Source organism: Mucilaginibacter angelicae, from assembly GCF_042434235.1.
Classification (GTDB): domain Bacteria; phylum Bacteroidota; class Bacteroidia; order Sphingobacteriales; family Sphingobacteriaceae; genus Mucilaginibacter; species Mucilaginibacter angelicae.
The window spans coordinates 1-16,457 of the sequence record NZ_JBHLTS010000078.1 but is presented as its reverse complement, the minus strand read 5'-3'; the positions used below and the strand labels follow the sequence as shown (position 1 = coordinate 16,457).

At 42.0% G+C, this 16,457-nt stretch carries 12 protein-coding genes; 6 read left to right on the top strand and 6 right to left on the bottom strand.

What is annotated here, in order from left to right; translation table 11 throughout:
• Positions 1-66 precede the first annotated feature (66 nt).
• Positions 67-1,167, bottom strand: a complete 1,101-nt coding sequence (locus ACFFGT_RS28325; RefSeq protein ID WP_377025883.1) for a FecR family protein — start codon at positions 1,165-1,167, stop codon at positions 67-69.
• A 118-nt stretch (positions 1,168-1,285) separates the two neighbouring features.
• On the bottom strand, positions 1,286-1,879 hold the full coding sequence (locus ACFFGT_RS28320) for an RNA polymerase sigma factor (protein ID WP_377025882.1): 594 nt from the start codon (positions 1,877-1,879) through the stop codon (positions 1,286-1,288).
• Positions 1,880-2,170: 291 nt separating this feature from the next.
• Here ACFFGT_RS28320 and ACFFGT_RS28315 point away from each other — a divergent pair, with 291 nt between their 5' ends.
• Positions 2,171-2,938 (top strand): adenine nucleotide alpha hydrolase family protein, encoded by a 768-nt coding sequence (locus ACFFGT_RS28315; protein ID WP_377025881.1) that lies wholly within the window; start codon positions 2,171-2,173, stop codon positions 2,936-2,938.
• 82 nt (positions 2,939-3,020) lie between these two features.
• Here ACFFGT_RS28315 and ACFFGT_RS28310 read toward each other — a convergent pair whose 3' ends face one another.
• Positions 3,021-4,640: a carboxylesterase/lipase family protein gene (locus tag ACFFGT_RS28310; protein WP_377025880.1), complete on the bottom strand. Its 1,620-nt coding sequence runs from the start codon at positions 4,638-4,640 to the stop codon at positions 3,021-3,023.
• A 267-nt stretch (positions 4,641-4,907) separates the two neighbouring features.
• Here ACFFGT_RS28310 and ACFFGT_RS28305 point away from each other — a divergent pair, with 267 nt between their 5' ends.
• Entirely contained in the window at positions 4,908-5,690 is a 783-nt protein-coding gene (locus tag ACFFGT_RS28305) for a hypothetical protein (RefSeq protein ID WP_377025879.1), read from the top strand.
• A gap of 1 nt (position 5,691) precedes the next feature.
• Here the strand turns inward: ACFFGT_RS28305 and ACFFGT_RS28300 are convergent, their stop codons facing one another.
• From ACFFGT_RS28300 to ACFFGT_RS28290, 3 genes are read right to left on the bottom strand one after another with little or no spacing between them, the layout of a single operon-like run.
• Positions 5,692-6,495 (bottom strand): MBL fold metallo-hydrolase, encoded by an 804-nt coding sequence (locus tag ACFFGT_RS28300; RefSeq protein ID WP_377025878.1) that lies wholly within the window; start codon positions 6,493-6,495, stop codon positions 5,692-5,694.
• Between the two features lie 42 nt (positions 6,496-6,537).
• Positions 6,538-7,581 carry an EamA family transporter gene (locus ACFFGT_RS28295; protein ID WP_377025877.1) on the bottom strand — a complete coding sequence of 348 codons (1,044 nt, stop codon included), beginning with the start codon at positions 7,579-7,581 and terminating at the stop codon, positions 6,538-6,540.
• Between the two features lie 33 nt (positions 7,582-7,614).
• Positions 7,615-8,100 (bottom strand): DoxX family membrane protein, encoded by a 486-nt coding sequence (locus tag ACFFGT_RS28290; protein WP_377025876.1) that lies wholly within the window; start codon positions 8,098-8,100, stop codon positions 7,615-7,617.
• 83 nt (positions 8,101-8,183) lie between these two features.
• Between ACFFGT_RS28290 and pdxR the strand changes: the two genes are divergently transcribed.
• From pdxR to ACFFGT_RS28270, 4 genes are all read left to right on the top strand, one after another.
• Positions 8,184-9,677 (top strand): MocR-like pyridoxine biosynthesis transcription factor PdxR, encoded by a 1,494-nt coding sequence (gene pdxR, locus ACFFGT_RS28285; RefSeq protein WP_377025875.1) that lies wholly within the window; start codon positions 8,184-8,186, stop codon positions 9,675-9,677.
• Positions 9,678-10,774: 1,097 nt separating this feature from the next.
• Positions 10,775-13,771, top strand: coding sequence for a glycosyl hydrolase family 28-related protein (locus ACFFGT_RS28280; protein ID WP_377025874.1), 2,997 nt, complete (start codon positions 10,775-10,777; stop codon positions 13,769-13,771).
• 19 nt (positions 13,772-13,790) lie between these two features.
• Positions 13,791-15,050: a DUF5009 domain-containing protein gene (locus tag ACFFGT_RS28275; protein WP_377025873.1), complete on the top strand. Its 1,260-nt coding sequence runs from the start codon at positions 13,791-13,793 to the stop codon at positions 15,048-15,050.
• A 23-nt stretch (positions 15,051-15,073) separates the two neighbouring features.
• The gene (locus tag ACFFGT_RS28270) at positions 15,074-16,222 is read left to right on the top strand and encodes a glycoside hydrolase family 18 protein (RefSeq protein WP_377025872.1); all 1,149 of its coding nucleotides are present in this window, start codon (positions 15,074-15,076) and stop codon (positions 16,220-16,222) included.
• Positions 16,223-16,457 lie beyond the last annotated feature (235 nt).

Below are 16,457 nucleotides of genomic sequence, written 5' to 3'. Positions count from 1 at the left end.
TTCGTGGGGCGCTTATGTAATCATTTCTTTCATTTGCATCATAATTTGGTTAACGGGTTAATTAATTTAATTGGTTGTGCTATGGTTAAGGCCTGGGTTGGATATGATGATGCGGCCGTCGATAAACTGGCAGGATGCGTTTATCGCTTTGCATATAAGTTTTACTTTTTCGTCAAGTGGACGGTCTGACAGGGATGCTGATAGGTTGATACTGCCAATCGCGGCTTTATCATATTCTATGTTCACATCGTAGGCTTTATCGATTTTATCAATGATCTCTGACAATGGGGCGCCATCAAAGGTAAATTCCTTTTGTGCCACCGGGGTTGATAGGGTGAGGGGTACAGGCAAAGTTTCTTTTTTAACCAGGGTTAATTTAGATGTATAGGTAACCTGCTGATTAGGTAAAAGAGTGACTATCTCTTTAGGTAATTCGCTTTTTGGTGCTTTATTTTGGTTGTATACCAATACTTTACCGGTGTTAACAATTACCTTAAACTCCTGATTTATGCTGAACGACCTTACTGTAAAACTTGTTCCCATTACCCGTACCGCCATTTCGTGGCTGTGAACGATGAAAGGCATAGCCGGGTTTTTATGGATCTCGAAAAACGCTTCTCCGTTTAAAAATGCTTCCCGGCCCGCTTTAAATGATTTGGGGTATCTTATGCCCGAACCGGGTTTTAAAACAGCAAGGCTGCCATCATCCATCCTAACCAGTTTTGATTCGGCTGTATTGTTGGTGATGCTAATATATCCGTCAGTTTGCACAGCCAGGGATAGTTGCGATGATGACCCGGTACGTGTTTTTAAGAATACCAGCCCTGCAGTTATAAATATCAATAAAATTGCCGCTATCCTGAACCATTTGGTTTGATATAGCTTCAGGGTCTTAACCTCCGGCTCCGGGTTTTCATCATGGTAATGACCTTGCACATGCGCCACTATTGCATTTACCTCATCATCACTTAAACCACTATCAAGAGGTTTAATATTAAGGGAAGAAATGATTTGACGTGCGCTTTCTGCAACTTTCTTTCTATCGGGATTATCCAAAAGCCACTGTTCCCAAAACGTTTGGTGCTCAGCAGTGCTGTTTAAAACCCAGTTGATAAAAAAATCGTCATGTAAAAAGTCTTCAACTTCGTAATTGCTGTAATTAGTCACGGAAACTGATTCAATTGGTTTGTAATAGTATATATTCCGGATCGGTAAAAAATTACCCCTCTAAAAAGAGAAAAAATTAAAATGTATGTTAACTGTCTGATAAACAGTTTTATATTTTTTAGAAAGTATGCTTTAAAAACAGGGTAAGCAGGATCAGCCACTCCGAGCGGAAGTTTTTGTAGGCCTTTTGCAACAGGTTGTGTACCGATTGTTTGCTGATCTCCATGATTTGCGAAATGTTATCAAAATCAAGGTTTTCATAAAACCGCAGGTACATGATCTCGCGCTGGCGGGGAGGGAGGGCATTCAATACCTGTTTGATCCGTGTTGAGAGTTCAAGCGTCTCCATATCGGTGATCATTTTTGATTCGATATTGAACTCCACTATAAATTCATAGTTTTCATCAAGGGGTTCGCCACGGTTCCATTTTGATTGCTCCCTGAAAATCCTTAATCTAACCGACTTAAAAAGGTAATATTTTACGGCAGGAGTGGAGCTGATCTTTAGGCGACGGTTCCACAGTTCAAGAAATACATCCTGGATACAATCCTTTAAAAAATCTTTATCCTGGCAAATCCGGAAACCATAGTTGAATAACGGCCTCGAGTATTTCTGCATTAAGCGGGTATAGGCTAACTCATCACCCGCCCTGAACAAATCCCATAGTATGGAATCATTGGAGGTAATCAAGTGTTCTGTATCAGCGCTCATTTTTGTTGCAAATCGGTCTGTCTTTCTTTACTTGTACATCAAAAACCGGCGTTATTTAATATCCAGGTAAATTAAAACAAAGTTATTTAAAAGATTAATTAACATAACCGATTATTGCTGCAGGTGGTAAATAATATTCGATTTTAGTTAAAGGTTAAAGATCATAGTTAGTCAGTAAAGCGTCGCCTGTTTAAAACTGACTTTTTAATGACTTTATTAATTAGAAATTAAAAAACCGAGTTTGCTGCTGCTTGTTTATTCCACGACATCTCATTAATCTATCAATTAGCTATGAAAGCAATCTTAGTGGTTCACAATCTCAAAAAGGAAAGTAATTATGCGCTTACCTACGCCAGTAATTTAGGTGCAAAACTAAAAACCAAAGTAATTGTCATGAACACGGTACCCGAACCCCTTAGTGTTCAATTATCCGATACCGATGCGCAGGACATGTTCGACAGCGAAGATTTTATTATTAAGGGTCAGGATAAAGGCGCTGAAAATATACTCTTCCTTAACTACCTGGATATTTTAGGGATGTCGCTCCATGCAATTACGGCTAAATACGATATAGGCCTAATAATTAAAGGTGTTAGCGGAACGGCTAAAGAGATCAATGAACAGCTTACACCTATTCTGAACCACTCGGGCTGCCCGTTGCTGGCCGTTCCCGAAGATGCTTCCTTTAATATTACCAACATGGGTTATCTCGCCGATCTGCGTTATGCAAAAAAGGATATCGTAAGTTTTTTAAGTAAAATGAGCGAGGCCATGAATGTAAAGGCCTCGCTTTTTAATACCACGGAATCGGGATTGCCACATATGAATGAAACTTATGCAGAAACCGTGTTCAGGCAATTGTTTTCCAATTCGGGGCTTAACCTTGTAAATATTAAAGAGCGGGATATCATGAAAACAGTCGACGTTTTAGCCAACATAATGCAGGTTGACTTTTTTGTGTTGAGTAATCGCAGCTCGCAATTAAACAGTCTTTGGGATTGGGAGAATATGGAGAATGAAGAACACGCCCATCTCCCTGCGCTTATCTTTCCATGCTAAAGCCTTTATAAATATAAAAAAGGGAAGGTTCTGTTTGGAATCTTCCCTTTTTTATTTCTGCTAAGCTATTCTCGTCATTTACTTACGGTTTTGGTGTTGCAGCTGCTACTATTTTTAATAATTCATCATCCGGATGGTTTTTAACTATGCATTGGTTATCCAGTATCATAGTTGCACCATTGTCGGCAGTGTAGGCGGGCCATTTAGGTAAGGATGATGCATTGGGATTTCCGGTTTTGGCAAAGTTTATCCATGCGCTGCTTATTTTATCGGCAAGGGCATAGGCTTCTTTACCACCGCCAGTCATTTCCTGGCAACGGGCTATATTATTAAACTGGAAAGCAATATCCATGCAGTGCATGGCCTTGTACATACCGCCGTTTACGGGCGATTGCCAGGTAAACAGGTACATATAAACAGGGGCCGCACCGCTTACAGCTTTTTCATTGGCCTGCTTAATAGCTAATGAACGGAAGTTAAATTCAATGTCGGTATATTCTGACGGCTTTGAAATTGTGGGGTAGGCTTTTTGAGCTGCAGCGATGTAAGCATCCGTTTTATCGGCATATTTTTTTTGCAAGGCAGCTTTTAATTCATCCATGGTCTGGCTTTTGGGGCCAGGTATAAATGGGGCAAATTCATTTTTAGTTGTACCTACCAGCAGCGGAACATTTTTTGACAGTTCTTTAGCTGCCGGATCGGATGGTTGATAAGGCAGGAAATCGCCGTCTAAAGCCGGGCCCCAGCCGTTTATGCCCTTACCTTCTTTTTTCAGTTCGGCAGAAACTTTGCGCATGGCTTTTTTGCCTGCTTCGTTCAGGATATCATAAGATAGTTTCTGAAGTGAATCAACCTGCGAAGGTTGAAGGTGAAGTTCTTCCAGTAATGCCGCGGCAACTTTTTGGGTAACCGCTTTTTCGTTGAAGTTGGTGATATAGCTGCCGCTTTCAACAATGGCATTTTTAAATAAGCCCTTTGCTGATGGTGCATTCATTAAAGAGGTAACCTTACCTCCACCGCCCGACTGGCCAAAGATGGTCACATTATCAGGATCGCCACCAAACTGGGCTATGTTTTGTTTAACCCAATCCAAAGCCAGTTTCAAATCAAGCAGCCCCGCATTTGCCGAACCTTTATATTTATCGCCATAGGCAGACAGGTCAAGGAAGCCAAGGATATTTAACCGGTGATTTACTGATACCAGCACCACATCACCTTTTTTAGCCAGGTTTTCGCCATCATATGACGGCAGCTCAATTGATGAACCCGCAGTGAAGCCGCCGCCATGCAGCCATACCATCACCGGGCGTTTTTTACCGTCGTTCAATTTCTGTGTCCAAACATTGAGCGACTGGCAATGCTCATTTGAATAACCCAGATCATGCTGAAAGGCAAATTCAAACTCGTCATTAACGGTTGTGGTAGGATCCGTAGGGCATACCGGGCCGTAAGTTTTTGAGCTGCGTACATCTGTCCACGGGGCAGGCTTTTCAGGCGCCATAAAGCGGTCGGCTTTGGCATAGGGAATACCTTTAAATGTAAAAATGCCATTGTGAAGATAACCTCTTACTTTTCCGCTTTCGGTTGATGTTACAGCTACCTCGTTCCCGGCAACAACAGGTTCGTTGCCGCTTTGGCAAAATGCCGTTACAGGTAAAAAGCAAACGAGTAAAAGCAGCATAAGGGTACTGTTTTTTTTCATAATTGTATTTGGTTAATTGGTTTAAAGCAATGTATCCCTGCACTTTTGAGGGATAAGGAAGAAGAAACATAGCGAATCAATAATCACCCAAAAAAGATAAATATCGATGCTATTGTGTAAATATAACACAATGGGTTTTGTAATTGCAATTTATATCAGATTTTTTACCTTAAATTTTAATGGGAATAAAAATGCATTAAATCATTGTGTCTGCTTGCTTTTTATCAACCTTAAAACACTTAAATTTAATGTGTTAATTAATGATCTATGTTCCGCAACCTGCCTTTTTTCGTCGTGGTGATTTTGTCTGTTTCCTCTTGTAATCATGTCCGTGTAAATGCTGATAAGCAGAAATCTGTTAGCCATGTAAATCCACATGTAAAAGCTAAACAGAAAAGCAGCGGGGTTAAAAAGCCGGTGCCGGTTTGGGGTTATCGTTTTGTTATTACGGGCGATTTTAACGGGGATGGTAAAAAGGATACCCTTACAGAGCATTATTTTAGCGGCATAATCCATAAGGAAACAAATAAGTTTTATGATAATGCAGATTATGATTACGATTGGGAAATGACTCATCGGCAAAAACCGTATTCATTTATCAGTTGCAACGATCCCGCTATTCATAAACTGGAGATAGCCAAAGAAGCCACTTTTGGATTACTGTATTTGAAAAACGAAGGCGATTTGAATGGTGACGGCAGAGATGAAATCTCTTTAGTGAGAAACAATGCCGATTTTTCAAGCTTAAATGAATATTCGATAATGACCTATAAAAATAATGGATGGGTTAATCTCTACTGGTTTCCAATATGGGAATGGCAGCTCCCGCAGCTACCTGAAGCTTCCAATCAATACGGTCTTTTCGGGATCGATGGGGTTGCTATAACAAATTCAGATACTACAAATCAGCGATTATTGAAAGAACTGACAAGTTTTGGAGGGCTGGCCAAAAAGGTTAGTAAAAATAAGATCCGGATCATTTACAGGAGTAAAGAGATATCCGTGGATACGATCATTGTTAAACTCAAAGATCACCATCCTCCTTTATAATTCAAATTCCATAGCTATCCTTATATCTTTGCATCGAAGCTTTAAAGATTTCCATTGCATTGCCCTCAATATCCTGGTTTTCAAATGCACCGTACACCGTATCAAAATTAAGCTGAGATGCTTTTTGATATGCTTTGGCAAATGCCGTTTTAGAGAGTAATATGATATTAGGATAGCTGTACATCATAGCCATGTGCTGTTTGCTGCGGGCTATATTAAAAGTATCGCCGCAAAGCATGGTACCCTGTGGGGTTAACCCGGTAATGTGCAATACACAACTGCCTGCAAAATGCCCACCTATATGTACTATACTTATCCCGTCCCCAAGCGGCATTCTATCGCCGTTCCATAACCGGATATGCGGTGTTTCAAATGGTACCCATTCTGCGTCGTTTTGGTGAATGTATATGGGGCAGTCGAACTCATCAGCCCAATCATTCATATTGCTGTAATAATGCGGGTGCGAAAATGCTATTGCTTTTAAGCCGCCTTTAGCCCTGATAAAATCTATTGTAGGTTTATCCAAATACGGAATGCAATCCCATAAAACATTACCGCCAGGTGAAATAAGTAATAGCGCCCGTTGGGCTATTGCAAAATCGGGCACTATTTTCAGCGAATACAGACACTCATTTAATTGGGTGATTTTGATGTTCCGATGTTCAAGTTCGGCAGGTAAAGTCCACTGCTGGCCGCTTTCCGGAATATATTGGCGGTCATCAGTGCAGATCGGGCAAAATGCAAGCATATCAGGTTGGGCCAAAAGCTGGGTACCGCATGTGCTGCATATGATAGTTTTGTTCATTTTGTTTGTAGTTGTTATAAAGTATTGTTCTATAAAATAGCTTTAGATGCGGTAAGCTATTTTAACCAAGGCCCTGATCTGTTTTAAATCAGCAGCAGTGTTGATCTGATCGCAGTTATCGGTGTTTGTAACTATGGCTGTCACTGGTTTTTTAAACTTAAGTTTCCCGTATTTTGAAAGGTTAACAAGCAATACGCTGAATAAAATTACAATTAAGCCTAAAACCTGCACCAGCGAAATGCTTTCGTGCGCAAAGCAAACGCCAAGCAGCACAGCGATAACCGGATTTACATACGAATGGGTACTGACCTGTGTTGCAGGCCTTACCTGCAGCAGCCATATATAAGCACTGAATGCCCCGATTGATCCGAATATGACCAGGTAAATAATAGCCATCCATGATTGCGCCGGAACAGCAGCGGGATCAAACTCTTTAAACTCCTGGTGAATAAATGCCGCCGGTACAAAGGCTAAACCGGCAATGATCATTTGCCAGGATGTATTTACCCTTGCCGGAGCCGTACCACCGCGTTTTTTTGAATACAACGAACCTGCCGACCATGCAATTGGGCCTGCCAATAACAATAGTAATCCTATAAATTTAGTGTGGTCCATAGTACCGGTAACCGATTTTAGGAACGCTTCGCCAAAAAGGAGCAAGATTCCTGCAAAGCCGATGATGAGGCCTAATATGGTTGATCTGTTTTTCAGGTTTATCCGCCAGTTAGCTTTATCCAATATAATGAACCAAATCGGGTTTACAGAAACCATAATGGCAACCATGGCACTGGGGATATTACGTTCAACCCAGATCACTATGCCCGTTGCTACAAATAAGGTAAGCAGTCCGCAGATACCGGAAGTAATAACATCGCGTTTAACAAATAATTTATCGCCTTTAATGTAGCACCAGCCAAGTAACAAAATACCGGCGGTAAAGAAACGCAGGGCGCCCATCAACATAGGAGGGAAGCCCTGAACCGCCATTTGTATAAAGAAATAAGTTGAGCCCCATACTATATACACAGTAGCAAAGGCGATGATCACTAAAAGCGGTGATGCTTTTGTATTTACTGTATTTGCCATGATTATTTATTGGTTAAAGAATGTTTGCAGATTTTAATTGGTTTGCGATGTTTGATAAGCCACCAGCTTTTTGTTCACGATACGTGTGGCGAACCATTTATCCAAACTCCAGGAATATTCAGTTAGGCTTGCCAGCAGGAAGCTTGCGCCGCTCAGCGTAAAAACTGAATAGCCTAAAGGCGATTCGATACCGAAGGAGATGGCCATCGCGATAGCAAAACATAAACTCAGTATGCCGCTGCCGATAGCTGCCATACGCGTGAATAGGCCAAGGATCAGTAATAGCCCGAATCCGCCCTCGCCAATGGTTGCAATAGTTGCCAGTGGATTTACGATGCCTTCAGGGAGAAAGCTCATTACCTGTTTGGCATAGGCGGTGAAATGTTTCCAGTCGCCCCAGCCAACATGAGGCTGACCGTTTGGGCCAAATAAGCCAAGGCGGTCGGCTACTTCCCAAAGGTAGCTCGCGCCAATAGCTATTCTGAGGTATATGGATGAAAGTTTTTGATTGATATGCATAGATTTTATTTTTTTGATGATCAAAAATACCATGCTTTTGGACTATACTTGTAGTCCAGAAAATAGATTAAAGATAGTCCAATATGATGCTCATCGAAAGTTTATTAAGCGTGGATAAAAGCAGCCAGGTTCCTGTATACCTGCAAATTAGCAATGGTGTTATTAGTTACATCAGGCAGGGGACTTTAAAGCCTGGTTCTGCGCTGCCTGCCAGTCGCGCGTTGTCAGCATCGTTGAATGTCCATCGTAAAACGGTGGTGGCTGCTTATGACGAACTCTATGCGCAAAGCTGGGTTGATGTGATCCCGCGCAAGGGGATCTATGTGGCTAAAAACCTGCCCGATGTTGCTCCCCGGCCTATTGAAAAAGCTGTTCTGAAACATAGCCTGGCACATAAAACTTCCTTTAAAGTAGATGACAACAGGATCAATCTCCAACGTATGTTTGTGCCGATGCCCGATGGTAACCTGACATTTACCGAAGGTTTCCCCGATACCCGCATTGCACCTGTTGACTTAATGGTGCGCGAATACAGGCGGATGGCAAGCTATCACTTTACACATAAATACTTGATGTACGGGCCTGAGCAAGGTTCGGAAAATTTAAGAAATGAGCTTGCCCGTTTTTTAGGCGAAACCCGTGGCCTGCATGTAACACATAATGATATTTTAATAACCAAGGGCGTTCAGATGGCGCTTTACCTGTGTGCCCAGGTACTGATCAATAAAAATGATATCGTGATTGTAGGCGACCCGGGTTACAGCGGGGCAAATGAAGTGTTTGAACAGGCAGGGGCCCAGTTGGCTTTTGTACCGGTAGATGAGCATGGCATTGATATTAACGCTGTTGAGGCTATTTGCAAGGTTAAAAAGGTGCGCATGTTGTACGTAGTGCCGCACCATCATCAGCCTACCACAGTAACGCTGAGTTCAGAAAGGCGCATGCATTTGCTGGAGCTGGCCGCAAAATACCAGTTTGCCATTATTGAAGACGACTATGATTTTGATTTCCACTATACCAGCGGCCCAATTTTGCCGCTGGCCAGCGCCGATTATTACGGAAACGTAATATATGTTGGCTCATTTTGTAAAACCATTGCACCGGGCATCCGCATTGGCTTTATGGTTGCCCCGGCTAATTTTTTACTCCAGGCCACCCGCTTGCGCAGGCTGATAGACCGCCAGGGAGAGCACCTGCTTGAAGAAGCCATGGCAAGCCTGTTAAAGAACGGGGACATAGGCAGGCACCTGAAAAAAGCCAATAAGCTGTACCACGAACGCCGGGATATTCTTTGCAGCCTGCTGCAGGAGCAACTGGGCGATTATCTGACCTTTAAAATACCAAGCGGCGGCTTTGCTATATGGGTTAAATATCTTCATGACCTGGATACTGCTGTAGTATCTGAAAAAGCCAATGAACTGGGTTTATCCATAGGTTTGGGCCATGATTATTATTACGATAAAACATTTAAGCACAGCTTTGTGCGGATAGGTTTTGCCTCTTTAAATGAAAAAGAAATGCAGGAGGCAGTAAGCATCTGGAAAAAGGCCATTCTCAAATGCCTCCCCATGGTTTAAATTTTGGCATAGGGGGTAAATGTCATAGTAGATCAGGTTTTGCGATAGTTGTATGAAGCTTGTGTCATGCTTTGGCAGTTCGTGTCATGTTTTTAAGCAGCTGATTTTCTGCCAAAAAATGCATTTGTCATGCTGGTGACAAATTGTCGCTTATTTTTTTTCAAATTGCTAAGGCACATATTATTCAAAAATCGGTGACGGATTTTTTTACAAAAAAATGTTGGACGATAGATTTTTGGAGTTACAAAGCAGCCTGTGAAAATAGCGTACGAAATAAATTTCTCTAAAAATAAATTTGCGCCTGTTTACCTGTTTTTGCCAAAATAATTCGGCAAAAAATAGCTTGTCGATTTTTTCTACCCCAATTTGAGCCTATTTTTTTAATCCTAAAGGTAAAATCCGGATTTAAATTTGAAAAACTCCTGTTTTTGAAGATGATTTCAAAGAAATGTCAATTTTAAAAAATGATGTTTTTGGCCTAAAGTGTTGATTTTTAGAGGCGATTTTTTAATGGCATATTTTTAGCCGAACCACTGCCAGGAATGATACAATTGTTCTTGCATCCCTGCCACAGCATGCCTGTAGGAACGGTTGTAATTCCTTAAAACATTGTTAGTTCAGTAATTAAAAACATTTAAAAAATTAAAATTATGTTAACCGTATTAGAAGTTGCCCTTTTCTTAGCTGTTATTATCGTTCCATTAACTCCTGCAAGAAAAACTGCAAAATAATTGGATACTTAAAACCAGTTAATGAATGGGCGGCCTTTGGCTGCCCATTTTCGTTTTTACACTATTTGCAGCAGCTCATGCAAATTCCTGAACAATCCGTTTACAGTCCCTTCAGGCAGGTACTAAGGCTTTCTCTTCTTGCCTCTTGTTAACCACCAAATTTTTTATTTATCAGTAATGTTACCTATGGTAGTGGTGATGTAGTGCCTTAATAATAGCATCAGATAGCACTATCAGATAGATTTGTGCACTGGTAACCCGGTATATGCCTATCAGCAATTTTACATGTTATGTTATAAATTGTAACTGATATATTATGTACATTGGATAGGATACCAAAACCATATAAACCATATTATACCTAAAGTGAAAAAGGGAACCCTGTTAGTCACCGCATTTATTTTTATTCAAACTTTTTGTTTTGGCAGTAAAATTCCTGTAAAAAATGACACCGGCGGCAAGTCTGTATATCAGGCCCGTCTGCAGGATTCGGACGCTGTTTATTTTACACCCGAAAATTTCAAAATCAAAGCCGATGGCAAAACCGATGTTTCGGACGAATTGCAAGCCGCCATTACCAAAGTAAAAACAGAGCATAACTTCGGCGTACTTTTTATCCCCGAAGGGAAATACTTAATTTCCAAAACTATATTTATACCTACTGCCATAAGGTTAATAGGCTATGGTAAAAACAGGCCTCAAATTATCCTGGCAAAAAGCTCCCCCGGTTTTCAAACTGCCTATGAAAATGATAAAGGGCATGCCAAATACATGTTTTGGTTTGTAAGTAACCTTTCAAAACCCGGTGATGAAGTCCATGATGCCGGAGCATCAACTTTTTATAGCTCAATATCAAACATCAATCTTAAAATAGAAGATGGTAACCCTTATGCGGTAGCTATGCGCACGCATTTTGCACAACACAGCTTTATAGCACATGTGGACATAAACATAGGTAAAGGCCTGGCCGGCATGTTTGATGTAGGCAATGAAATGGAAGATGTTCGATTTTTTGGTGGCCAGTATGGTATTTACACAACTAAACCATCACCAGGTTGGCAGTTTATGATGGTTGATACCTATTTTGAAGGCCAGCGCGAGGCAGCCATCCGCACGCAGGAAGCCGGGCTTACCATTGTAAGGATGAATGTTAAGCATGTGCCAACCGTAATCAGCATCAACCCAAACTACCATGAAAAATTATTTATGGAAGATTGCCGTTTTGATGGCGTAAGTGGTCCGGCTATCATCATCAGCAATGAAGATAATGCCTTTAACCAGATCAACCTGCGTAATGTGGTTTGCCGGAATGTACTGGTTTTGGCCAGCTATCGCCGCAGTGGTAAAACAACCCCGGGGACAGGAAATATCTACCGGGTAAAAAGCTTCACTTATGGTTTGCAAATGGATGGCCTCGATGCCGATCCGCAATATAAAACCACTAACGAGCAGGAGCCCTTAACCGCATTGCCGGAGGTGGAGAAAAAGGATATCCCGGATTTTCCGGCCATTGAAACCTGGGCTAACCTGAAAACGCTTGGTGCCAAAGGTGATGGCCTTACTGATGATACGCAGGCTCTACAAGCTGCCATTGATAAATATGAAACCATATATGTGCCGCAGGGCTGGTATCGCGTTAGCCAAACTATTAAACTGAGGCCAACCACTAAATTGATAGGGCTAAACCCCATTGCCACGCAGTTTTTAATTGCTGATAATACACCTGCGTTCGGCGGCTTTGGCGGCCCTGTACCTTTATTAGAATCATCAAAAGGGGGGAGTAATATTTTAAGCGGGATAGGGCTTTGTACAAGTGCTGACAATCCGCGTGCCGTAGCCTGTAAATGGATGGCGGGCGCCGATTCATATATGAATGATGTAAAGTTTGTTGGCGGTCACGGTGGTATGCAGCGTGTTGGGGCACCCAAAAGCACGGCAGGCAGCGGTGCTTATAACCGGGCTCAAAACGGTACTGACGCTTCATGGGATACACAGTACTGGAGCCTTTGGATAACCGACGGCGGCGGCGGTACCTTTAAAGATATCTGGAGTGCCAATACTTACGCCACAGCTGGCACTTATATATCAAATACGCAAACGCCTGGTCGTATTTATGCCATGTCGATAGAGCACCACGTGCGTAACGAGGTGCGGTTTAACAACATAGCCAACTGGAAGGTATACGCCATGCAGTTAGAGGAGGAAAGCCGTGAAAGTACCGAATGCCAGCCGATGGAACTGGAAAATTCAAGCAATATAGTGTTTGCCAATTTGTATATGTTCAGGGTGATCAGGGTTAACAAACCGGCGCCATATTCTATCAGGAAATGGGGCGGCAAAAACATCGAATTGCTGAACGTTCATAATTACAGCCAGATAAAATACACCACTACTTCATCGCTGTATGATATAAATACAGCCACTGAGGTAAGGCCATGGGAATTTGCAAGGCTTTATATAAATGATAAAGCCAATGCTGTTGAACAACAGGGCGGTACAATCAATAAACTGGCGACCGGTTTTGAATTTGCATCGGCTGTGTGCGCTGATAGCAAGGGCAACATATATTTCAGCGAGCAGCGGATGAAGCGGATCTATAAATGGTCGGCTGCCGACAGGCAAATCAGTTTACCGGCCGATTATCCCTGGGAGCCGCTTTCATTGGCCTGCGATAAAAATGATAACCTGCTGGTTGTTTTCAAATATGTTCCAAAGCCTGGCTATCTTGTAAATGGTAAACCCGAAAAATTTGATAACCCTGCCGATGCTGCAGGTACCTCTTTTAGCGGATGGGGTAATTCGGGATTTGCAAGCTGGGCTTACAGTATTGATCCCAATAAACCGGATGAAACCATACAAAAGCTGAAGACCATCCCCATGGGCCAGGTGAACCCGGTTTACAAAGCGCTGTACCCCGCACACCGCTGGCGCGATTATCATGATTTTAATACCGTAACGGTGAATAAACCAACCGAATGCTTTGTTGCACCCGATGGGGCTACTATTATCCCAGTAGTATACGATCTTGCCCGCTCAACCGCTTTGGCAGCCGCATATCCCGGGAAGCCTTTGTATACCAGCGATGAATATGACAAACGCACGGTGAGTACTGCTGTAAGCAAGGACGGCTATATTACCGATTTAAAATACTTTGCCGAAAGGGGCGAGTTTGCCTCCGCCACCGACGATAAAGGAAATGTTTACATAGCCGACGGGCAAATTTATGTATATGACGGCGCCGGTAAACAGATCAGCATGATAAAAGTACCGGAACGGCCAACCGGTCTGACGTTCGGTGGTGTGGGTAATAATACTTTATATATCACCAGTCATAATTCATTGTTTTCCGTAAAAGTTAAATAAACCCCTAAATAAAAAGTACATGCAACAATTACCCAAGCGCCTTTTGTCTATCGATGTATTGCGTGCCATTACCATGCTCCTGATGATATTTGTTAACGATGCCAGTGGCGTAAGGCATATCCCCGAATGGATTGACCATGCCAAAGGTTTTGAGGACAGGATGGGTTTTGCCGATACCATTTTTCCTGCGTTTTTGTTTATTGTAGGCCTATCCTTACCGCTTGCCATCAATAACCGGATCAAAAAGGGCGATAGTGCCAGGCAGGTATTGTTTTACATTTTGATACGGAGTGTTGCATTGCTCATTATGGGTTTTTACCATGTAAACCTCGAAGATTATAATTCATCAGCTGGCTTAATCCCAAAAGCTGCATGGGCGCTGGTTATTACTACGGCTTTCTTCCTTATCTGGCTTGATTACCCAGAAACTATGGCCAGGGCTAAGAAATATTCGCTGCAAATACTGGGGATTGCTCTGCTGATAGCTATGGCTGTGATTTACAAAGGGGGCGAAGATGGGGAAGTAAGGGGTATGGAGCCTTCATGGTGGGGAATATTGGGTTTGATAGGCTGGGCATATTTAGTTTGCGCACTGATATTTTTTGCTGTTAAGGGCAAGCTGAACAGTCTTATTGTAGCATGGGTAGTACTTGCCGCCATCAATATTTTAGCCCACTCGGTATTTAAAATAAAGGTGATGCGCGATGAATCGATGGTGTCCATTGCCGGAAATGATGTTACAGGAAGTTTTATTGGCAATGCAATCATCTTTTTAAAACCGCTTTGGATAATCCATGATGCATCAACCATGACTTTAACCATGGGCGGTGTGGTTGTATCGGGGATTTATACCAAATTGGTTGAGCAGGGCAAAGCCCAACGCATTTGGGCTACACTGGCTATTATTGGTGTACTATTCCTGGTAGCAGGTTTTGCGCTAAGACCTTATACCGAAGGGATTTCCAAGATCCGTTCAACACCGGCATGGGTACTCATTTGCTCGGGTATTACTACGCTGGCATTTCTGATACTGATATATGTAATTGATGTTAAAGGAAAAGTAAACGCCTTTAACTGGATCAAACCTGCAGGTACCAGTACACTTACCTGTTACCTGATCCCGTACTTCCAGGTATTTATACTGGAGCTTTTACATATTAATTATCCCAGTGTAATTAATAATGGCTTGCCGGGGCTGTTACGCTCATTCCTGACGGCTGTGATCATTATTTTATTTGTTGGATTGCTTGAAAAGAAAAGATTACGCCTAAAAATTTAAATGCTATTTATACCTAAATTCTAATGATAACAATTTTATCCTTATTGCAAACCCGGCGATATAAAGCCGGGATAATGGCCTGCCTTTGCCTCATGCTAACGGTTTTTACTGCCCATGCTCAAAAACACAAACAAAAAAAACATGTTATAATTGGCTATGTAAGCGGTTTTCGCGGCTTGATTGATACCAGCATGGTGCATGCAGAGAAGCTTACGCATATTAATTATGCTTTTGTAAATGTAATTGGCAACAGGGCGTTTCTAACCCATCCCAAAACAGATACAAGCAACTTCAGGTACCTGGTGGGGTTGAAAAAGAAAAATCCTGATCTGAAGGTTTTAATTTCAATAGGCGGCTGGCTATGGAGCAAGAACTTTTCGGATATGGCGCTTACCGATACTTCGCGCAAAGCTTTTGCTGAAAGTGCTGTTGATATAGTACGCAAGTTTAAAATGGATGGCGTTGATATAGACTGGGAATACCCCAATGCCTCAGGCGCAGGTAATATCCATCGCCCTGAAGATAAAGAAAACTATACCAGTCTGTTTTTGGAATTAAGGGCCCAGCTAAATAAACTTGAAAAAGAAACCGGGAAAAAGTTGCTGCTTACGGCGGCAGTGGGCGCATTTAAACATTTTGTGCAAAATACCGAAATGGATAAAATAGGTGCCTGCCTGGATTATATCAACCTGATGACCTATGATTATGGTGCCGAAATAGCAAATCATCATACAGGCCTGTATGCTTCAAAATATCTCAAAACAGAGAACAACTCAGACAACGGCACACAGGTTTTTATAGAAGCGGGCGTTCCGCGCAATAAGCTTGTTTTAGGCATGGCCTTTTACAGCCGCTCAACAAGGGTATCTGACAGTACCAAAACCGGGCTTGGCTCGCGTAACCTGGAACGAATGAAAGGAGGTGGCTATACTTTTATTAAAGACAGTCTGCTCACCAATAAGGCCTTTAAATACTACCGCGATAAAAGCGCAAAAGCTCCTTACCTGTACAACCCCACAACCCGCCAGTTTTTATCATTTGACGACGAATGGTCAATTAAAAAGAAATGCCAGTATGTGAAAAAGAACGGTATGGCCGGGGTAATGTTCTGGGAATATGTTGATGACAGGAAAGAGTACCTGCTTGATGCAGCTAACCGACATCTGAATTAGACAGGAACCTAAATCTTATATAAAAGTAAAGCCGCCTGGTTATCGGGCGGCTTTATTGTTGTATATAAATAATAAAAAATTAATTGTCATTTCGAAACGAGGTACGAGTGAGAAATCTCCTATGATGAAAATAAGCTACAGAAAGGCTAATATTCTTGAAAAGCGGGCTAATAGACTACTATAAAGTTATAATTTATAAATGATTAAGCAAAGCGAGGCCATGTTTTCTTAATTT